Source organism: Bifidobacterium imperatoris, from assembly GCF_002860405.1.
Lineage (GTDB): Bacteria > Actinomycetota > Actinomycetes > Actinomycetales > Bifidobacteriaceae > Bifidobacterium > Bifidobacterium imperatoris.
The window spans coordinates 14,440-35,762 of record NZ_NMWV01000023.1 but is presented as its reverse complement, the minus strand read 5'-3'; the positions used below and the strand labels follow the sequence as shown (position 1 = coordinate 35,762).

The 21,323-nt window shown below is 55.7% G+C and carries 16 protein-coding genes and 1 tRNA gene; 10 read left to right on the top strand and 7 right to left on the bottom strand.

The genetic code is table 11. The features are described from left to right. Positions 1-17: 17 nt before the first annotated feature. Complete coding sequence (gene dapD / locus Tam1G_RS08120; RefSeq protein WP_033891366.1) at positions 18-1,037, bottom strand: 2,3,4,5-tetrahydropyridine-2,6-dicarboxylate N-succinyltransferase; 1,020 nt, start codon at positions 1,035-1,037, stop codon at positions 18-20. A 91-nt stretch (positions 1,038-1,128) separates the two neighbouring features. After that, entirely contained in the window at positions 1,129-2,223 is a 1,095-nt protein-coding gene (locus Tam1G_RS08115; protein ID WP_033891364.1) for a WYL domain-containing protein, read from the bottom strand. A gap of 113 nt (positions 2,224-2,336) precedes the next feature. On the opposite strand from Tam1G_RS08115, the gene Tam1G_RS08110 reads away from it, so the two are divergent. Then, positions 2,337-6,458, top strand: a complete 4,122-nt coding sequence (locus Tam1G_RS08110) for a DEAD/DEAH box helicase (RefSeq protein ID WP_033891362.1) — start codon at positions 2,337-2,339, stop codon at positions 6,456-6,458. A 17-nt stretch (positions 6,459-6,475) separates the two neighbouring features. On the opposite strand, the gene Tam1G_RS08105 is transcribed toward Tam1G_RS08110, so the two are convergent. Both Tam1G_RS08105 and Tam1G_RS08100 read right to left on the bottom strand, forming a co-directional pair. Further along, complete coding sequence (locus Tam1G_RS08105) at positions 6,476-6,955, bottom strand: GNAT family N-acetyltransferase (protein ID WP_033891361.1); 480 nt, start codon at positions 6,953-6,955, stop codon at positions 6,476-6,478. A 21-nt stretch (positions 6,956-6,976) separates the two neighbouring features. Further along, complete coding sequence (locus Tam1G_RS08100) at positions 6,977-8,029, bottom strand: Gfo/Idh/MocA family protein (RefSeq protein ID WP_033891359.1); 1,053 nt, start codon at positions 8,027-8,029, stop codon at positions 6,977-6,979. Positions 8,030-8,110: 81 nt separating this feature from the next. Between Tam1G_RS08100 and Tam1G_RS08095 the strand changes: the two genes are divergently transcribed. Further along, the gene (locus Tam1G_RS08095) at positions 8,111-9,322 is read left to right on the top strand and encodes an aminotransferase class I/II-fold pyridoxal phosphate-dependent enzyme (RefSeq protein WP_033891358.1); all 1,212 of its coding nucleotides are present in this window, start codon (positions 8,111-8,113) and stop codon (positions 9,320-9,322) included. 150 nt (positions 9,323-9,472) lie between these two features. After that, positions 9,473-10,441, top strand: coding sequence for a Ppx/GppA phosphatase family protein (locus tag Tam1G_RS08090; RefSeq protein ID WP_033891357.1), 969 nt, complete (start codon positions 9,473-9,475; stop codon positions 10,439-10,441). Here Tam1G_RS08090 and Tam1G_RS08085 read toward each other — a convergent pair. Beyond that, entirely contained in the window at positions 10,438-11,550 is a 1,113-nt protein-coding gene (locus Tam1G_RS08085) for an endonuclease/exonuclease/phosphatase family protein (RefSeq protein ID WP_033891356.1), read from the bottom strand. The two genes, Tam1G_RS08090 and Tam1G_RS08085, sit on opposite strands and share 4 nt — an antisense overlap. Positions 11,551-11,709: 159 nt before the next feature. Here Tam1G_RS08085 and Tam1G_RS08080 point away from each other — a divergent pair. From Tam1G_RS08080 to Tam1G_RS08060, 5 genes are all read left to right on the top strand, one after another. Further along, positions 11,710-11,782, top strand: a tRNA-Arg gene (locus tag Tam1G_RS08080). Between the two features lie 65 nt (positions 11,783-11,847). Further along, entirely contained in the window at positions 11,848-12,252 is a 405-nt protein-coding gene (locus tag Tam1G_RS08075) for a GNAT family N-acetyltransferase (protein WP_033891355.1), read from the top strand. 122 nt (positions 12,253-12,374) lie between these two features. Then, the gene (locus Tam1G_RS08070) at positions 12,375-12,800 is read left to right on the top strand and encodes a nucleoside 2-deoxyribosyltransferase (protein ID WP_033891354.1); all 426 of its coding nucleotides are present in this window, start codon (positions 12,375-12,377) and stop codon (positions 12,798-12,800) included. 266 nt (positions 12,801-13,066) lie between these two features. Continuing rightward, positions 13,067-13,810 carry a carboxymuconolactone decarboxylase family protein gene (locus Tam1G_RS08065; protein ID WP_081890077.1) on the top strand — a complete coding sequence of 248 codons (744 nt, stop codon included), beginning with the start codon at positions 13,067-13,069 and terminating at the stop codon, positions 13,808-13,810. A 104-nt stretch (positions 13,811-13,914) separates the two neighbouring features. Further along, positions 13,915-15,771: an AMP-dependent synthetase/ligase gene (locus Tam1G_RS08060; protein ID WP_033891353.1), complete on the top strand. Its 1,857-nt coding sequence runs from the start codon at positions 13,915-13,917 to the stop codon at positions 15,769-15,771. 158 nt (positions 15,772-15,929) lie between these two features. Here Tam1G_RS08060 and Tam1G_RS08055 read toward each other — a convergent pair whose 3' ends face one another. Together Tam1G_RS08055 and xseA are read right to left on the bottom strand one after the other, a co-directional pair. Further along, positions 15,930-16,217, bottom strand: a complete 288-nt coding sequence (locus Tam1G_RS08055) for an exodeoxyribonuclease VII small subunit (RefSeq protein WP_033891352.1) — start codon at positions 16,215-16,217, stop codon at positions 15,930-15,932. Between the two features lie 43 nt (positions 16,218-16,260). Next, on the bottom strand, positions 16,261-17,634 hold the full coding sequence (gene xseA, locus Tam1G_RS08050; protein WP_051917425.1) for an exodeoxyribonuclease VII large subunit: 1,374 nt from the start codon (positions 17,632-17,634) through the stop codon (positions 16,261-16,263). 371 nt (positions 17,635-18,005) lie between these two features. On the opposite strand from xseA, the gene nrdD reads away from it, so the two are divergent. Together nrdD and nrdG are read left to right on the top strand one after the other, a co-directional pair. After that, on the top strand, positions 18,006-20,414 hold the full coding sequence (nrdD, locus tag Tam1G_RS08045; protein WP_033891351.1) for an anaerobic ribonucleoside-triphosphate reductase: 2,409 nt from the start codon (positions 18,006-18,008) through the stop codon (positions 20,412-20,414). Positions 20,415-20,487: 73 nt separating this feature from the next. Next, complete coding sequence (gene nrdG, locus Tam1G_RS08040; RefSeq protein WP_101626184.1) at positions 20,488-21,195, top strand: anaerobic ribonucleoside-triphosphate reductase activating protein; 708 nt, start codon at positions 20,488-20,490, stop codon at positions 21,193-21,195. Positions 21,196-21,323: the final 128 nt, after the last annotated feature.

Sequence of the window (21,323 nt, the reverse complement as noted above, 5' to 3'; positions counted from 1 at the left end):
GCTCCACTATTGCACGCTCAGTTCTTATGCAGCTTGGCGTTGAGTTCGATTCCCACCTTCCGGTATCGGGCTTCAATGCGGCCGTTCACTGAGTTGCGGATGAACAGAATATTGTCCTTGCCGGAGAGATCAGCGCCCTTGACCACTTCGAGCGGCTCGCCGGCTGCAGCCTTGGCCTTGTCCCAAATGGTTACCTTGGTGCCTGCGGTAACGTACAGGCCGGCTTCGACCACGCAGTTGTCGCCTAGGGAAATACCGATGCCGGCGTTAGCGCCGAGCAGGGAGTGCTCACCGATGGAGTTGCGCAGCTTGCCGCCTCCGGAGAGGGTACCCATGATGGAAGCGCCGCCGCCGATATCAGAACCGTTGCCGACCACAACACCTTGGGAGACACGGCCTTCGACCATTGAAACACCAAGAGTGCCGGCGTTGAAGTTCACGAAACCGGCGTGCATCACAGTGGTGCCGGCGGATAGGTAAGCGCCCAGACGCACGCGGTCGGCATCGCCGATACGAACGCCGGTGGGTACCACGTAATCGATCATGCGTGGGAACTTGTCGACGCCGAACACGTTGACGGTGGCGGCGGGGGCAGCTGCCGGAAGGCCCGCCTGCGTTGCGAAGGCCAGAGCGGCATCGGTGGCTGCGCGCTCCACATCGGCCTTGCGCAGCGTGAAGTCTTCAACGGGGAACGGGCCGTAGTTGGTCCAAACCACATTGTTCAACTGGGCGAAAATACCATCCAAATTCAGCGTGTTTGGCTGAGCCATACGCATGCTCAACAGGTGCAGCTTCAGGTAAGCGTCAGCGGCGGAGGTGATGGGCTCGTCAAGCTGGCTGACGGCGAAAATCGGAATGCGGCGAATACCGCGGGCATCGGGCTCGTCGTATACCAGAGTGCCGAAGTTATGGTTTGGACGGTCGGCTTCTGCCGGCGCTTCGCCGAGTGTCAGTTCCGGATACCAGACATCCAGGGTGTTGCCGGCAGCATCAATGCTGGCCAGACCCCAGCCCCATGCAGTGCGCTCTTCGCTCATGTATTGCTCCTTATGTTATGCGCGTAGCGTGAAGTTATCGCTATTGCCTAGCTTAATGGGTGGTGCGGTGCGGGTGCATATGGTTTTCAGGTTATGGCGCGGGCTTGTAGATGGTGGCCATGCGAACTCCGGCGTCATAGAGCCGGTTGCGCAGTGATTCTGGTTCGACGATGGCCACGCGGCCGTCCCAGGAATATTGCAACGCCCACCAGAACACGGCGCGCTCGGGCGCGTTCACGATGACTTCGAACTGTTCGCCATCGCGCGAGTGCTTGATCTGCGGGTCATCGAACCATTCGAACACGTTGTTGAGCATCGACTTATCGCGAATGGCCATGCGAATGCGTACCGGTTCGTCGGCCACGGGGTAGGGACGATGCCGCATGAATTCCACGGCATCAAAATCAGCTGGAGCTGGCTGCTCGATAGGGATGGGCCCGTTGGGCCCTTGCATGCTCACGTCGGCAATGCGATTGACTACGAAAATGCGCAGGTTGCGCTCACCGTGCAGATGGCAGATGAGATAGTATCGACCGTTCTTGTACACCATTTGGTAGGGGTCCACCGTGTATGTGCCGGCTCGCCCGCTGGTGTGGCTCGTATGGGGCACCATAGTGCCGTCCGGTCCATAATCGCAATATTGGAACGTAACCGCGTGATTATCCTCAATGGCCTGATTCAGCTGGTCGATGGTGGAGAGGAATTCGCTGTTGATATGTGTGTAGGTGGTCACATGGTCTAGATAATCAATGGAATCACCGGCAGCCCCGGCAAGCTCACGAATCTTGCCGATGAGCTCGTCCAACGTGTCAAGGCTGATGCGGGAGAGGGTCAGACTGTCTGCCAGCAAGCGCATTTCAGCTGGGGACAGGAATGCCTCCACATACCAGCCGGGTTGCGGATCCTTGCATTCGATGCCGGCAACATCATCTTCGGTTAGATACCCGATACGCCGGCCAAGGAATTCGCTGGTAGTCAGTTTGCGCAGCTGATTGCGCACGGTTTTCGCAGTCGGCAGCTCGCTGGGATCATTCACATGATGCAATTTCGCCAATTCATCGAGAATTTCGCGTACGGATAGGCCATGCCCGAAATAGCTGTGCCGCCACAGCACTTCGAAAATCTCCAAAGCACTGTTGCCAGCATAGGTCTTGCGCTTAGCTGAATCTGCATGTTCCGCATCCATACTGCCAAGGCTACCGCGGATTCGTCTAGGATAGGAATGTTGGGTTCCTTGCGGCGGTTGAAACTGCTACATCGCGGGAATGTGAATGTACATATGGGGGAGGAGATGCGCTCATGGTAAGCGGATACGGTGTGTTTGGGCATGTCTCCGATGGCTTCGATGATTCGAACACTTATGATGATGCGCTTGGCGATGAGTTCGATGAGTCTGCACGCCGGTGGATTCAACGCAGGCGTAATCCTCAGGCAGACAATCTTGCAGATGATGATGAAGCTGCAGTGTTTGGTTCCGGCGATCAACTGACCGAGGATGATATTCCGGTTCCATATGAGCAGTATGCAAATCTAGCTCATAATGCTGCGCGCTCGGTATGGTTCGATGATGACGATGCCGGCGATGTTGGCAGCGCACATTCAGCGGGTGCTATTGGCGTGCAGCAGCACCCTGTTCCCATTGACGCATTGCATCGGGATGTTGAAACCTCCACATCCCGCGCAGTGATGCAGCGTGCCCGCACTATTGCGAATAATGCCGGCAGCATGATGATTGGGCCAACATACAGCAGCAATGAGCGTATCGGATACGCACAGCTCAACGCTACAATGCGCGGCACCACCAGTCCATCCAGCCGATACCGCGTCGAAGTGCTGTTTTCGCTCGATAATGGTGAACTCACCGGTGGCTCATGCACCTGCCCGGCATATGGGCGAGGTTATGGCATCTGCAAGCATATGGCGGCCATCGTGCTTGCTTTTTGTGATGATCCGCAACGTTTTGACGGCTACCATGCCGGAGCTGTGCGTCCATCAAGAGCCATGCTTGACTACATGCAGCGGCTTGACAAGCGCCAAACCCAAGCCAAGGAACGCCGCCGCACCGCCATTTTGCAGCGTTTCGGCGATACGAAATCCGCAAGTCGTGCCGGCTCGGCTTCGCGCCGTAAGGCCCAAAGCCGCAGTGGATATCAAGGTCCTGTGCAAACCGTACAGCCGGGGGAAGTGCATCTCACACCCATATTGAGTTTTATTGAGGGCATTTGGAGCGTGGAATTCAAAATCGGCTCGATGGCGAACGGTTCCAGCTACGTGATGAAAGCGATTCCTCAATTCGTGCTGGCCATGCAACATGGGGAATACGTGGATTATGGCAAAAAGCTGGCATTCACGCATACGCCGGAAATGTTGGATGCCGATTCCGAGCCGCTCTATGAATTCCTGAGTTCGGCGCTCTCCGTACGCCATGCGGCAGAACAGCAGGACCGGTATTACGGGCATATCGCCATCGATCGGCGTTTGACGCTTTCCGAGCAGGAAGTGGCTTCGTTGCTGTCGCTGCGTGAAGGCAAAGGTGTGCAGCTGGTGTTGGACACCTGGTTTGCGAACCAACCGGCATCGGTGCCGGTGGATGGCGGCGATCCGGAATTGACCATGCGAATCATGCGCCGGGACTATCGCGTGTATGGTTCGGATGCCGGCTATTTGCTCAAAGGCGAGCCGGGTATTGAAACCGTTGTCAGTGCTGGCAGTCAGTCATGGTTGCTGCTTGCTTCCGCGCAACCATCGGCGTTCGCTTCGCCGATGATGCGCCAGTCACAGCGCAAAAGTGCGGCGGGATGCCGTTTTGTGCGCTGCCCAGGATCGTTGTCTGCCATTCGTGGGCTTATCGGTGAATTGTTTGAGCCGCAAAGTGAGGGGCAGGTTATTGCCGGCGATGATATGGCGCTGTTCGCCAGAACACTGCTACCGGAATTGATATCTTCCAAGCTGCTCGACGCTCAGGATATTCCGCGCGAACTGGCCGAGATGAATCCCGTCGAATGTCATAGCGAGTTCTATCTCGACCGTACCGAATATGGCGTGGAATGCGAGATCAAGGCTCGCTACGGTGATGCCGTAGTGCCACTGGTGCCGGCTGGTCCAACGGTGAGCGCAAGTGGTAACGCTCAAACTGTCCAAGCGAAAGCCGTTGTCGGCCGTGATTTTGATGCCGAGCGTCTTGCAATGGATGTGGTGCGCGAATTCTTTGACATGCCCGGGGCGGGTAAAGTCAGCGAAGTATCTACTGCGCTAGCAGGTTCGGCGCGAGGATTTAAAACCAAGGCTGCTCGAGCTTCCGCTGCTCGTTCTGCCGCACGAACACGGGCGAAGCAATCCGGCGCCGCCACCATCGACCGGGATAACACCACACAGATTGTGCGTCTGTTTGATGAAGGTCTGCAGGCGTTGCATGAGGTCGGCAGCGTATTCACCACGCCGGCATTCGACCGACTGGTGGCGCCCAAAGCGCCGAGTGTCAAAGTGGGACTGTCCATCAAGGGCAATCTGGTGGAGATCTCGCCGATGGCGGACGAGGTTCCTCCGGATGAGGTGGGCGCGCTGCTGGCATCCTACCGACGCAGGCAATGCTTCCACCAGTTGAAGGATGGCACGCTGGTTCGTCTTGATGGTGCTGATTTAAGCACGTTGGACAAACTGGCATCGGACCTTGATTTAAGCGAGAAGCAGCTTGATTCAGGAACCATTGAACTGCCCGGTAGCCAGGCGTTCCTACTCGATGGTGAACTGCCCGATGATGGTTCGGATGTAGTCAAGGACGCTTCCTTTACCCAGTACATCGATGATTTGACGGTGATTGATCCAGCCTCTTATAAGGTGCCGGACAGTCTTCAATCCATATTGCGCCCGTATCAGGCTGATGGTTTCCGCTGGTTGAGCACGTTGTGCGATAAGGGCTTTGGTGGCATTCTGGCTGATGAAATGGGTCTTGGTAAATCGGTGCAGCTCATCGCCTTGATTCTCTCCAGATATCAGCGGACTGCGCAGTCAGGAATCACTGAACAGCTGAAGCCATCACTGATTGTCTGCCCTGCTTCTTTGGTGTATAACTGGGCTGCCGAGTTTGCGAAATTCGCGCCGAGCTTTAATGCGGTAGTGGTGGCAGGTAGCAAAACCGAGCGCCGCAACGCCATTGCCCGCGCATTCCATGCGGACGAGCCCACTGTGTTGATTACCTCCTATGACTTGCTGCGCCGTGACGTGGAAGAATACACTGCGGACGATGCCGGCAGCATCGATCAAGGCAGTAGCGCTGACGGTACCCGGTGCTGTGCCATCATGGCGCTGGATGAAGCCCAATACATCAAGAATCACACGACGAAAATTGCCAAGGCAGTCAAATCAGTGGCTGCTGACCATCGATTCGCGCTAACCGGCACTCCTATCGAAAACCGGCTTTCCGAACTATGGAGCATTTTCGATTTTCTGATGCCGGGATTATTGGGCTCTTATAAGCGGTTCCGCGAACGCTATGAGCTGCCTATCGCCAATGCGCGAGCTGCGGACAGTACGACCGTTGAAGGTCGTGCGGCCGCCGAAGTCAACCCTGAGGCCGCGCGCGTGGCGCATAAATTGCAGGCGTTGGTAGGCGTGTTCATCAAACGCAGACTGAAGAAACAGGTACTCACCGATCTGCCGGACAAGCTGGAAAATACGTTGACCGTGCAGCTGGAGGGCGAGCAGCGCAAACTGTATGCGGCGCATGAACAGCGATTGCGCATGCAGCTGGAACACAGTGAGGAAGCGGATTTCAATACGTCGAAGATTCGTATTCTCGCCGAGCTGACTCGTTTGCGCCAGATTTGCTGCGATCCAAGGCTCGTATACGCCGACGCCAAAGATCAGTCAGCCAAGTTGGCGGCTATTGCCGAGCTGGTGGAAACCTGCGTGAACGAAGGCAAGAAGGCGCTGATTTTCTCACAGTTCACCAGTTTCCTCGAACTGATTGCCGCACGATTCGACCAGCAAGGGCTGCGCTATTACACGATCACTGGCTCCACGCCGAAGAAACAGCGATTGGCATTGGTGGACCGTTTCAACGCGGACGATACGCCGGCATTCCTGATTTCATTGAAGGCGGGCAATACCGGTTTGAACCTGACCGGGGCCAGCGTGGTGATTCATGCCGACCCGTGGTGGAATGCCGCGGCTCAGGATCAGGCCACCGATCGTGCGCATCGCATCGGGCAGACCGAAGATGTGAACGTATATCAGGTGGTGGCCAAAGACACTATTGAGGAGCGCATCTTGGAATTGCAGCACACCAAGAGCGAATTGGCACGGCAGTTCACTGATGCGTCGCTCAATGCCGACGAAACCGGAGCATTTGGCGCCGGCGCCTCCGGTTCACCGTCGATTGCCTCGCTGACCCGTGACGACTTGCTCGATCTGCTGGGCTGAAACCGCTCTGCAGGGCCCTACAAAATCTGCTCCATGCCGATTTTGTAAGGCGTTAATCCCATGTGCTCATAGAATCGCTTGGCACTGGGGTTGCATGACCACACGTTGAGCGTCACGTTATAGCAGCCTGATTCGCGGGCGAAATCCAGCACATAACGGTAGAGCGTGGAACCCACATGCTCGCCGCGTGCCTGCTCATCCACGCACAGGTCATCGATATATAAGGTTTTCACATCCGTTAGCACATGATTGTTTGGATGCTGCTGGAATACGCAGAACGCATAGCCCAGCACCGTGCCTTCGGCGTTGGCGGCCACGAACACCGGAGTAGTGTCGTCGGCAAGGATGGCGGCAAGTTCCTCGTCCGTGTACTTCTTAGCGTTGCCTTTGAACAGGTCAGGGCGGCCTCGATGATGCACCTCAGCCACCTGGAACAACAGGTCGTTGATGCGTGGCATATCGGCCGCCGTGGCCCTGCGAATCGTAAGATTTCCCATAATTGGTCAGTCTACTCAAACTTACTCAAACGGGAACTTCAGACCCCATTCGCCGCGAATCTGATCCATCAATTCCATGATGCGAATCGTATCCGCATGAGGCATTGCCTCACACTCGATCTTGCCGTCCAGTAGTGCGTTCGCCGCATCAGCCACCTCATATTCGTAGCCGGTCAACTGCGGCGGTACCGCAATGCTGCGCACGGGCTTATGGTCGTTGTCATAGATATCAATGGCTTCAGGATTATTGATATTGGTAACTTCCAGATAGCCTTCAGTGCCCCACACATAGCCGCCGCGGTCCGAGGAAACCAGCATCGAGCTGCTTGCCACGCCCATAGCACCATCGTTGTAATACAACGTGGCGGAATTCTGAGCATCCACACCGGTCTCATACGGCACCATCGACGTGGCTATACGCTCAACCGTACGGCCATGATCAGCGCCGATAGCCATATCAAGGAAGTTCAACGGGTATACGCCAACATCCAGCAGAGCGCCGCCAGCACATGCGGGATCGGTCATACGCGGCACCTTCCACACGGGGTAGCAGAGGTTCGCGCTCGCGGACTTCACCTCACCGATCTCACCGGACTCAATGACCTCGTTGATCAACGCGCGGCTGGGCATATAGCGCGTCCAAATAGCCTCCGTGCACAGCATGCCGGTTTCCTTGGCCACATCAAGAGTCTGACGAGCCTGCTCGGTGTTCGCGGTGAACGACTTTTCCACCAGCACATTCTTGCCGGCCTTCATACACAGAATCGCATGCTCGGCGTGCAGACTGTGCGGGGTGGCGATATACACCAAGTCCACATTCGGATCCTCGGCAAGCTCCTCGTAGGAGCCGTACGCCTTATCCAGATGCCATTGATCTGCAAATGCCTGGGCACGGTCCAAGCTGCGGGCGGCCACAGCATACGGGTGAATCCATGAGGAATACATCGGGGTTTCAGCCATTTGCGTCAGCGTATCGGCCATAGTATGCGCAATATTGCCGGCACCGAGAATAGCCACATTGATTTTCGCTCCGCTCGCCTCAAACTCGGCGCGCTTGCCATTCCATTGGCTCATTATTCCTCCTTGAATATGGGGTTAGCTCAAGCACATTATAGAAGAGGGTGGCTTGTCCCAACAGGCGGATAGAACCTAAATATGGTTAATGAAGCAGTGCAGCAGTCCATCACGCCGGTTATGTCTCGTCGCGCGCGTGAAGCGAATCCATTCCGAGCTATGGTGTTCGGTGAAAAAGCCGACAAGATGATCGCCTCCGGTATCAGCGTCATCAAGCTCAGCCTTGGAGAGCCGGATTTTGGTGCACCGCCTGCCGTGCGTGATGCCATGCGCGAACAATACGATGGTCGCGCACTCCCGTACACCGCTGCAATGGGCTTGCCGGAACTGCGTCAAGCCATTGCCGATTTCTATCGCGAACGCCATAATCTTGAAATCGACCCCAAGCGTATTTGCGTGACGGCTGGAGGCTCGGCGGCATTGTTGCTGGCCACGGCGCTCACCGTGGACCCCGGTGACGATGTGATGGTCGCTGACCCTTCATACCCGTGCAACCGCGAGCTCGTGCGCTCGTTCGAAGGCAATGTGATTGACGTGCCGACTTCGGCCGCAACCCGGTTCCATTTGAACGCCGAACTGTGCGCTCAATACTGGACTGAGCGCACCAAGGCAGTAATGATTACCTCGCCGTCCAACCCCACAGGCACCACCATTGACTTCAACGTGTTGAACGATGTATGCCAGCTGGCGGCTGCGCGTGGCGCGTGGCGCATTGTGGATGAAACTTACCTTGACTTGGCCGACCGCGAGCCGGATGACACTGAAGTAAAGTCCGTGCTGGCTTGCGATCCTGGTGCTATCGTGTGCAACAGTTTCTCCAAGTTCTTCGGCATGACCGGATGGCGTTTGGGCTGGGCCATTCTGCCGGACGACCCCACTGTGTTGGAAGCCGTGGATGATTTGGCCACCAACTATTACCTGTGTGCGCACACTCCCACCCAGCATGCGGCGCTCGCGTGCTTCACGCCGGAAAGCCTTGCCGAATGCGAGGCCCGCCGCCAAGAATTGTTGGCCCGTCGCCGCATTGTGATCGATGGCCTGCAACGCATCGGCTTGCCGGTGGAAGTGGAGCCGAATGGTGCATTCTATGCCTACTTCAATATTTCCCGTACCGGTTTGGACGCGTGGACGTTCTGCGAGCGTGCATTGGATGAGGCTCATGTGGCATTGACGCCGGGGCGTGATTTCGGTGCAGCCACCGCTGATACGCATGTGAGGCTGAGTTATGCCGCTTCGCGCGAAGCGCTGAGCGAGGGTCTTGAGCGTTTGGGCAAGTTCGTGGAATCACTGTGATACGCCGAATTGGTGTACAGTAATCACGTTTGCGCTGCCGGCGTATTCGGTATGCGGTGAAGGAACCGAATACGCGCGGCAGCGGAGAGGTTTGCTGCGATGGCCGGCTCATGATGCCGGCATGTCACAGTGTGAGTGAGAGCAGGAATCATGGTTAATCTTCGTGCACATACCACCCGACTTGGTGTGCTTGATATCGGTTCGAACACCATCCACATGCTGATTGTGGATGCGGCGCCTGGCGCTCGCCCTGAGCCTGAGGCCAGCACCAAGTCCACCGTGCGCCTGATGAAATACCTCAAGGAAGATGGTTCGATTAAGAAGTCCGGTATTGAGGCGATTCTCGAGGCTGTTTCCGAGTGCATGAAACTTGCCGAAGAGTATGACATTACGCAGCTGCTGGTTATGGCCACGTCCGCGCTGCGTGAAGCACCCAATGGCAACAAGGTGATTCACAAGATTGAGGAAATGATCGGCCAGGGCGTCACCGTGCTGTCTGGCACGGACGAAGCTCGACTTACCTTCCTCGCCGCACGCCGTTGGTATGGCTGGGATGCAGGACGACTGCTGGTGCTGGATATCGGCGGCGGCTCATTGGAAGTGGCTATGGGCTCCGACGAGGAGCCGACTGTGGCACTGTCCGTTCCTGCAGGTGCAGGCCGCGTGACCACGGAATTTCTCCCCTCCGGCATGGCCACTCCTGAAGAGTTGGAGGACGTGCGCAAGAACGTGCGTAAGATTCTGGAGCCGATGGTCAAGGTGTTCCCGCAGTCCAAGCATCCGAATCATGCAGTGGGCACCTCGAAGACCTTCCGTTCGTTGGCTCGCTTGTGTGGTGCTGTGGTTCGCCAGCCCGGCCGCGAGGATACGTCGATTATGACGCGCGAGCAGTTGGAGGATTGGATTCCTCGTTTGGCTGCGATCGCCCCGGAGCAACGTGTGGCCTTGCCGGGTATTACGCCGGAGCGCACGATGCAGATCGTGGGCGGTGCCGTGGTGGCCGATGAGATTATGAAGGCGCTCAACATTCAAGAAGTTGAGATTTGCCCCTGGGCATTGCGCGAAGGTGCCATTCTGCGCTGGCTCGACCAGTTCGGCCGCACCCGCTTGGGCTTCTAACGCATCACATCCACGGTGACCAGCAGCGCCGCATGATCTGAGCCTGCAATTTTTACCACCTTGCACTGGCCTGCCGTCATACCCTGATCGAGCACTACATGGTCGATGCCGGCGAACATCGGTAGTCCCGGTCGGTTCGTCGGCCAGGAGAACGTGAAGCCATGCCCGGAGATTCGTGCGGCATCGCTGAATCGGTTGCCGAGAAATTCACGGAATGATGTGTGATCATAGGTGGCATTGAAGTCACCCATGAAAATGTAGCGATTATCCGTATGCGATCGCATAAGGCCGAGCTCATCCAGTGAACGTTTCCATTGCCGCCAATAACCGGGCACTGGGGCAGTGGTGTGCACGGAAACGAATCGAATCGAATTGCCGCCCATATCTACCGTGCCGGCCGGCATGAACGAGGCGCTGGAGTTCACTTCATCATCAACCGGTTGAGCAAGTGGCGTTGCAGACCATAGGCCATTGCCGTAAATGCCATCGGAAGATGAAATATTCGAATACGGCAGATAGTGTTCGATTCCGGCGTCCTTGAGCTTTTTGACGAATTCGTCGGTGGTTTCCTGCAAGGCCAGCACTTCGACGCGTTGATCACGCACCGTATCCACAATGGATTGTGCGTCGGCCTGGCCCTTGTAGACGTTGAACGTCATCACGCGGGCGAAAGCATCCGAAGTATTTGCTTCGCTGTATGCCACCGCATTATGCGCGGCTTGGGGGAGAGGATTCGTTGAATAAAAGAATGGATATTGCCAGTAAATATTGAGCGCTACTGCGGCAACGGCAATCAGCGCGGCCAATATTTTGCGCGACATGATGGCAAGCAGCAGTGCAAGCAATCCCAACAGCATGAACCAAGGTGTGGCTGAAATGACAATGGGTATGTACGGAAGTTCCTGCAAATCGGCTGGCAAAGCTCGGGTCGCTGTGGCGAGCAGCGTCAATATGGCGAATACGCCGGAAAGAAATCCAAGGAAGCGATGCTTCTTATGCGGTTTGAGCTGTTCTTTCGTATAAGGTTTTGCCGATGAACGCGATAGGGCGTTAGCCGCTGTACGTTTGCGTGCAGTGCTGCGTTTGCCGGTGGACGCACCTCGTGCCATTGTGCCCTCCTCAAAGTCATGTTTGCGAGTTGCCACTGTAGCGGGTGATGCTGTGCTGTTTGGTGAATTTGGAGAATACTGGCTCTGGTTCGCACCAAACCGGCACGATTTGTACGAATTGCCGACTGGGCTTGAGTCCGTGTACAATGAAACGTCGTTGCCCGAGTAGCTCAGTGGATAGAGCACCGCTCTCCTAAAGCGGGTGTCGTCGGTTCGAATCCGATCTCGGGCACTTCGTTTGCCAATATGCGAAATCATGGCTGGATGGCTGGAATGTGAAGGCTAACATAAGCGGCCATGACTATCGAATACACGGAAGAGAAGCGTTTTACTCAAGATCAGGTGCAGGCGCTGTTCCGCTCGGTTGGTTGGGAGTCGGCGAATTATCCTGAGCGCCTGTTCAAGGCATTGCAGCATTCCGATACGGTGATTAGCGCATGGGATGGCGATCATCTGGCGGGCTTGGTTCGTGTGCTGGATGATACCGAGATGGTGGCATACATGCATTGGGTGCTGGTTGATCCTGCTTATCACGGTCACGGTATTGGCGGTCATCTGGTTGAGCTGGTCAAGGCAAAATATCACGATTATCTGTTCCTTGAGGTGATGCCTGAGGAAAGCAAAAACGCGCCGTTCTACCAGAAGCATGGGTTCCATCTGATGGAAGACGGTCGCGCCATGCAGATCGTGAACCGTGGTTGAATAGGAGTGCATTATGCGAGTGCGTTGGACGAAACGCCCATGTGCGTTCGCATAATGAAATTATGTCCATACATTGAGCTATCGATATGGAAGTCTGTGCGCCTGCGCTATGACTGTGAACCATGAGCGAAAAGGAATATGACTTTTACGTGGCGGGCCCGTTCTTTGACCCTGAGCAGACCGCAAGCATGGAGCGTCTGGAAAAGGTGCTGGAGGACCACGGCAAGAAGCTGTTCAAGCCACGATTCGTCAGTCAGATTGAAGAAGTTGGCCCAGAAGGTTGCTTCAACGACGATATTCATGGCATCAACTCCGCCAAAGCGGTTGTCGCCAACCTCATGGACGAGGATGCGGGGACCATGTTCGAAATCGGTTACGCGCATGCATTGGGTATTCCGGTGTATGGCTATTTCGAAGGGCTGACCCCGATGGATCGAGTGAATCTGATGGTGGCGCAGGCGGTGAACATGGTCTTTGCCGGTCCGGAAGATGTGGCCAAGTATTTGGAAACTGGTGAGCATACGGAAGTCGACTACATTCAATTCTGATTGATATGCTGCCGTGCTTTGGGCGGCGGTGTAGCTGCGTATACTGCCTCGATTCGGCTTGAGCTCCGAATCGAGGCAGTTTGCGTTGTAGTCATGCACGTTGCGCATGGAGCGTTACAGGTAAAAGGTATTTGATTGCTGTGCTATTGCGCGGTTCTATGGAAGGGATTTCATGGAAAGGACTTCCGATGACTGTGCAAACAACCGAAACAGACAACGCTTATGAGCCACGATTGAGCGATGCCGCTCGCGAATATTTGACTCGCATGTTCCCTAATAATGATGCCCCCTCTCTGCCGCAAACCGATCCTGAATTCACCGAACGATTTGATAACTTCGCGTTCGATGAGGTGATTAACGGCGGTGCACCTGAAGGTGAGGAGCCGCTAGACGATCGCACACGGTTCATTGCAATTCTCGCCACTTTGTTGGGATGCCAAGGTGTTGATCAATTTCGTGTGATGCTGGGCGCTGCTCTGGATATGGGCGTGACACCTACCGAGGCTAAGGAAATCGTGTATCAGTCGGTTGCTTATCTTGGTATCGGCCGCGTATTCCCGTTCTTCAGCGTGGCCAATGAGGTGTTGGTGCAGCGCGGTGTTGCATTGCCGCTCAAACCCCAGGCGACCACTGAGCCGGACTTTGCGAACCGTGTTGCTGCCGGTGAGCAGGCTCAGGTTGATATCTTCGGTGAAGGCATGAAGGGTTTTGCTGTTTCCGGTAATCCGGAATATCCGCAAACCAACCGTTGGCTGGCCGCCAATTGTTTCGGTGATTACTACACGCGTGGTGGGCTCGATTTACGTGAACGCGAAATGATTACCTACTGCTATCTGGCGGCACAGGGTGGTGTTGAGCCGCAGCTCATCGCTCATGCGAAGGCCAACATGCGTATCGGCAACAGCAAGGCATTCCTGCTGAAAGTCGCTTCGGCTGTGATGCCGTTCATCGGCTACCCGCGCACGTTGAATGCGATTCGTTGCATTGAAACGGCCGCATCCGATAAGTGATTCGTGCTTTTCTGCAATACTGCTGCAATGGCCACACGCTGTCGGTGACTGAAAATGTCGAGGGGTGTGGCCATTTGTAACAGCCGTGGAGTTACATAGTAGGTATGACTGAAAATATCGCTGATGTGGCGCACAATGACACCACGATCGTCAAGCAGTTCACCAACCCGGTCAAAGAGCCGATTGACAGCGACATCAATCTGTTCGATCTGCTCGATCGTCGTGCTGAACGTGACCCTGAAGGGTCGATGATTGAATACAAGGGCGAGGATGGCGCTTGGCATCCGTATAGTGCCGAAGTGTTCCGCCGTATGGTCATTGATTTGGCCAAAGGCCTGATTGGCCTCGGCGTTCATAAGGGAGATTCAGTGTCTATCGTCTCCCACACTCGCTGGGAGTGGACTGCTCTGGATTTGGCAATCATGTCTATCGGTGCGCTCACCGTGCCCGTGTATGAGACGAATTCCGCCAGCCAGGTCAGCTGGATTTTCAATGATTCTCAAGTGACCATCGCCATCGCCGAGGATGATGGCCAGCGTGACAAGATCGAATCCGTGCGTGACGAAGTACCCACGTTGCGCAATGTGTTCGTGATTGAGGCCGGTGGCTTGGATGCCATCAAGGCATACGGCGAATCGGTGACCGATACCGAGTTCTGGGAGTACAAGAACGCTGCCCACGGTGATGATTTGGCTACTATCGTGTACACCTCCGGTTCCACTGGCACTCCGAAGGGTGTGGAGCTTACGCACCGTAACTTCGCTTTCCTGGTGCTTTCCGCCTTGCAGTATATGCCACGTGCCGGTGCTTGGCCGGATCGTCGACTGCTGTTGTTCCTGCCGTTGAGCCATGTGTTCGCCCGTTTCATGGAGTTCTTCAGCTTCGGTGGCACTATTACGCTGGCGTTGAGCTCCAATATGAAGACTATGGTCAAGGATTTTGAAACCTTTGGGCCGACGCTGCTGCTTGCTGTGCCGCGCGTGTATGAGAAGGTGTACAACGCCGCTTCCCAGCGCGCTGGCACCGGTTTTGCCGGCAAGATGTTTGCTCGTGCCGCTGAGAATGCGCGCGCATGGTCACGTGCCGAGCAGCAAGGCGAGAAGTTGCCGTTGTTCGGCCGTATTGCCCACGCCTTCTATGAGCAGGTGGTGTATAAGAAGATTCGCACTATCTTTGGTCCGAATGCTGACTTCGCCATCACTGGTGGCGCTCCAATGGATTCCGAGCTCTCCCACTTCTTCAACGGTATCGGTATGCCGGTGTTGGAAGGCTATGGCATGACCGAAACCTGCGGCCCGGTGTGCGTGAGCTTGCCGGAAGATAACCGTATCGGCACTATTGGTATGCCGATGTGCGGTATTACTGCAGGCATTGCCGAGGATGGCGAACTGGTGGTCAAGGGGCCGCTGGTATGCAAGGGATATCACAACAATCCTGAGGTCACATCCCAGCAGATCACTGATGGTTGGCTGCACACTGGTGATCTGGGCGATATCAATGAAGACGGTTTCATTTCCATCACTGGCCGTAAGAAGGATCTGATTATTACCGCTGGTGGCAAGAACGTGTCTCCGGGCTTGTTGGAGGCTTCGGTGATGACCTCGCCGGTGGTGAATCAGTGTCTGGTGATTGGCGATAAGAAGCCGTTCGTGGCTGCTTTGGTTACGTTGGACTTTGCGGATGCCAATGCATGGCTTGAAGCTCAAGGTGCCAAGCCTGAGCCGGATTTGGCATCGCTGGCTAAGAACGCCATTGTGCATGCCGAAGTGGAGCGCGCGGTGAACGCCGCCAACGAGGGTGTGTCTCGTGCGGAATCGATTCGCAAGTTCGAGATCTTGCCGGACGAGTTCACTGAGGCCAACGGCATGCTGACGCCGAGCTTGAAGACCCGACGCGCTCAGATTGTGAAGCACTACCGTGAGCTTATCGACAACGTGATTTACGTGCCGTTGAAGAAGTAGCGGCGTGCTTGACGCTTTCCTTAGGGTTCCTTCGTGATACGCGAAGGAACCCTATTTGTTGTGTTGATTAGTCGAGGTTGGATTGGGCTGAGCCGTGTGGCGGGCAGTCCGGTGGACTGCCCGTAGGCGAGGGGAGCGGCTATGCCGCGACGGGGAACTCAGTCCAGATTGGACTGAGTTCCCGCAGTGGCTTCGTTGGCGGCTTGGTTGGCTTGCGCCTGATCGAGTTTGGCGCGTACATCGTTGAGCAGGCCTTGTGCACGCTGGGCCAGCGCTTCGCCGATTTCCCATTGACGCATCGACTGGTCGAGGTTCAATCCGCCAGTTTCCAGTGCTTGAACGGCCTGAATGAGCTTGTCGCGAGCCTCCTCGTAGGGCATTTGCGCAATGAGTTTGCGCTCTTCATCGGTCAAGGATGAAGCCGGGGCGGTGTTCTTATCGGTCATGATGTTCTCCTTTATATATAAGTATTCAATAATGTTCTGGCGATTATTCAGTTGCTGATGTAGCGGTTGCGGTGATGATGCCCTTCTTCAACGTCACGGTGATGTTGTCTCCAACGTTGACCTTGTTGGCATCGTCTACCACATGGCCGTCCGCGGACTGCACTACGGCATAGCCGCGGTTCAGCGTGGATTGTGGGCTTAACGCGGTCAGGGAGGCGTGAGCCTTCTCAATAGTGAGCTGAGCGTCATCTACGATACGGCGAAGCCCAATATCAAGACGTTGCAATGAGTCATCAATCAGCCGCTGATGCGGTTCCAGCATGGTATGCGGCTGAGTGAGGCTTGGACGGTTGGCATAACCCTCCACCAAACGAATCTCGTTTTCCACGCGGGAACGCACACGAAGGCGCATACGGTCAATAGAGTTTTCAATGAGTTGTGACTGCTCAAACACATCCGGAACTACACGTTTGGCGGCATCGGTAGGAGTGGATGCACGAAGATCTGCCACCAAATCGAGCAACGTCCAATCATCTTCATGGCCGATGGAGGAGACGAGGGGAGTGTTGCAAGCATAAGCGGCACGCACTACGCGTTCATCCGAGAAGCCCATCAGGTCTTCGAACGAGCCGCCGCCTCGTGCCACGATGATAACGTCCACTTGAGGGTCGGCGTCGAGCTGTTGGATGGCTTGCACTACATCTGCCGGGCATTGTTCGCCCTGTACATGCACATGCACTATTTTGAATGAGACGGCTGGCCATCGGAGGTTCACATTGGTAACCACATCGCCTTCGGCGCGTGCCTGAGGCGCGCAGATGAGGCCAATGGTTTTCGGGAATTCCGGCAGCGGAAGCTTATGGTCCGCGTCGAACAGACCTTCTCCTTTGAGTCGCTTGCGCAACTCGTCAATCATGGCTTTGAGACTACCTCCTGCGCCGACTCGCAGGATGGTGTCGCCGCGCAAAGACAAGGAAGTGCGCTTCATCCACAGATTTGGCTTGCCGTGAATGACCACGCGGTCACCTTGTACAAACTGGCTTGCTGCCTGGGCAAAACGACCGAAGCCATTGACTTCCATTGCGATATCTTCAAAATCGTCGCGCAAGGTAAGGTATGCGGAACCGGCTCGACGTGTATTGATCTGCGTAATCTGCCCAGTGACCCAAGCTGAAGGCCATCGATCCACAGCACCGTAGAACTTCTGGCTGAGAACACTCACCGGCCACGGATTCTGGGCGGTGGTTTCAGCGGCTCGTGCCGGCAGCTGATCCATCGGACGCGGCCCCTCGGGCAGACTTATGGTATCGCCTGTTTGATCTGTATTGGCAGCCTGTCCCGGTCCAAAACCGGCAGCAGCCAATGATGCGGCGGTAGGTGCCGTGCCCGTGTGAGAGTAACCCATTGCAGTAGTCATGCTTTCCACTATAAATGCGTAATTCGAAGAGGGAAAAAATTTACCCTGCTCGAAAAGTCGTGGGACACTGAATGGACGGTGATGACGAATCTTTCGATCAGAAGAATGGAGGCGGTGGATAAGTCTGTGGATGACACGCGCGTAAGAAATCGTTACTTTAATCACACACTTGTGGTTTCGGCGGAAAATAGCCGAAAACCACTATAAATAGTTCAACACGCCTCTATGGGGTACTAGATATAGGGGTGGGGTTGCCGTATTGTTCTAGAGGTTCAAGAAAACGACATCCATGTAATTCTGCTTGGCTGGCGTAAGCGCGGCCAAAAATAAGTGGTTGTTGAAAAGATTGTTAGAGACGAAAGGGGTGCCCGATGGGCGCACAGGTGATGGAGGAGACCGCCACCAAGCATGAGGCGAGAGGCGCTGTTCGTGGTGGCGTGGTGCTCGTGGAAAAGCGTGATGGTCGCGTGGTCGATTTCGATCCGATCAACATCATCTCTGCGGTCAAGTCCGCCTTCAAGGATTTGGATAAGGAAGTCGGCCCGGAAGAAGAGGCCATGATTCGCGGCTTTGCCAATCAGGTTGAAGGCGAAATCAAAGAGCGTTATGCCGGCCCTGCCAAGATTGAAGACATCCAGAACCTCGTTGAGCACGCGCTCATCAGCGCTCACCTGTACGACGTGGCTCGTGCTTACACGAACTACCGTCTGGATAAGGATATTCAGCGTGCCAAGGCCACCGACGTGAATGAGGCTGTGGCTCGCTTCATGAACCATGATCCTTCGCTGATTCATGAGAATGCCAACAAGGACTCCAACGTCTACGCTACCCAGCGTGATTTGCTGGCCGGTGCTGTGTCCAAGGCTGCCGCATTCAATATGCTGCCGCCTGCCGTTTCCAACGCGCATATGAAGGGCGACATCCACTTCCACGATGCCGATTACTCCCCGTTCACCGCGCAGTCCAACTGCTCTCTGCCGAACTTCTGGGATATGTTGGCCAATGGTTTCACCTTGGGTAACGCTCCGATGGCTTCCCCGAAGTCCATTGCCATTGCGGCCACCCAGATCACCCAGATCATGAAGGATGTGGCTTCCAGCCAATATGGTGGCCAGACCGCTAACCGTGCGGACGAGCACCTGGCCCAGTATGCGCGCAAGGACTATGAGAAGTTCCTCGAGGAAGCTCGCGAAACCATTCCGGACGGTATGCCGGTCGAGTTCGCTCGCCGCCAGGTGGAGAACGCCAAGAAGAACGAGCCTTCCAAGCTGCACTTCGGTAACCGAGCACCGCTGCCGATGGATGTTCCGTTCCACACGGACGTTGACGAACTTGAGCAGGAGCGTGAAATCCTCGCCAAGATTCGTACTCGCAAGGCCATTTACGACGCTATGCAGACTATGGAGTACCAAATCAACTCCAACCGAGTCTCCAACGGCCAGACCCCGTTCGTCACCGTGGGCTTCGGTCTCGGTACCGATTGGTTCTCCCGTGAGATTCAGCGTGCCATCCTGCTGAACCGTATTCGCGGACTCGGCAAGGAACACCACACCGCCATCTTCCCGAAGCTGGTGTTCACCATCAAGCGTGGTGTGAACTGCGACCCGAGCGACCCGAACTACGACTTGAAGCAGCTCGCTCTCGAATCCGCTACCAAGCGCATGTACCCGGACGTGGTGTTCTATGAGAACATCATTAAGATCACCGGCTCCTTCAAGGCCCCGATGGGCTGCCGTTCCTTCCTGCAGGGTTGGATTAACCCGGAAACCGGCAAGGATGAGGAAGACGGCCGTATGAACCTCGGTGTGGTCACCGTGAACGTGCCGCGCATCGCCATCGAATCTCACGGCGACAAGGAACGCTTCTGGAAGCTGTTCAACGAGCGTATGGAAGTGGCTCACCAGGCTCTGCAGTTCCGCATCATGCGTTGCAAGGAAGCCACCCCGGTCAACGCTCCGACACTGTTCCGCTTCGGTGCATTCGGTCGTCTTGGTGCCAACGACAACGTGGACCAGCTGTTCAAGAACGAGCGCGCCACCGTGTCTCTTGGCTACATCGGTTTGGCTGAAACCACTGCCGTCTTCTACGGCAAGAACTGGATTCGCGACCACGGCTGGGATCCGGAAGGCAAGGAATTCGCGCTCTCCATCGTCAAGCGTATGAACGAGCTGTGCAAGCAGTGGAGCAAGGCCGAGGGCTACCACTACTCCGTGTACTCCACCCCGGCTGAGTCTTTGACCGATCGCTTCAACCGCATGGACCGCGAGAAGTTTGGCCGCATCGAAGGCGTGACCGATCACGACTTCTACACCAACTCCTTCCACTATCCGGTGTGGCTGCAGCCGACCCCGATGGAGAAGCTCAACTACGAGAAGGACTTCCCGTACTACGCTTCCGGTGGCTTCATCAACTACTGCGAGTACCCGTGCCTGCAGGACAATCCGAAGGCTCTCGAAGCCGTGTGGGATTACGCCTACAACATCGGTATTGGCTACCTCGGCACCAACACTCCGATTGACCACTGCTTCGTGTGTGGCTTCCAGGGTGATTTCGAGCCCACTGAGGAAGGTTTCAAGTGCCCGGAGTGCGGCAACTCCGATCCGGACAAGTGCAACGTGACCAAGCGCACCTGTGGCTACCTCGGCAGCCCGGTTCAGCGCCCGATGGTGCACGGACGCCACGAGGAAATCGCCCACCGCGTCAAGCACATGAGCGGTGAAACCGGTCATGTGACCCTGAACGACGGCACCACGCGCGAATGGTTCGAAGAAGCTAAGTAAGAGCATCGACTAGGTCATATGGCTCCCCTCATAGAGGGGAGCCATATGTTTGAGGCCCGATAGGAGGCTGATGATGGACAAGAAGCCGACGTTGCATGATTTTGCGGCGGGGGAGACTGGGCGTGGACCCGGTGTTCCATCATCGTTGACCAACAACCCGCGCGCAGGCCAATGGGATGGGCGGCGTATGTCCAAGCGGATGATCGCCGACTATAAGACTTTTATCGTCACCGACGGCGAAGGCGTACGCAACTCCCTGTATGTCTCCGGTTGCCCGTTCCACTGCGTCGACTGCTTCAATTCCTCCATCTGGGACTTCCAAGCCGGACGCGAATACACGCAGAAGCTCGAAGATAAAATTATTGAAGATCTCAAAGCTCCTTGGGTGCAAGGCATCACATTCCTTGGCGGCGAACCATTCCTCAACACTCCGGTATTGCTGCCGCTTGCACAGCGTATTCGTGCGGAATTCGGTCACACCAAAGACATCTGGTCCTGGACCGGGTATACGTGGGAGGAACTCATGCGTCCCGGCGAAACACCAGACAAGCTCGAGCTGCTGAACCTTATCGACATTCTGGTTGATGGCCGTTACCTCAAAGACCAGAAGGACTCCCTGCTGCAATTCCGTGGCTCAAGAAACCAGCGCATCCTCGACGTACCGAAGTCCTTCGAAGCCTGCAAACCCATCATCTGGGCCAAACTTCACGATCAGGAACGCGATATCCCCGAAATCTACCTGAAGGACCGCGAGGCCGGCGAGGGCAGCCAAGCCTCCTGAACCACCGTATGTTCGCGTGATTGACGTGTGCCGCGCGAACATACGGACATTTGCCGCTATGAAAACATTGGTATGTTCGCGCATGGGTGTTGACTTGCGCGAACTTATGGATGTTTTGCATATGTGCC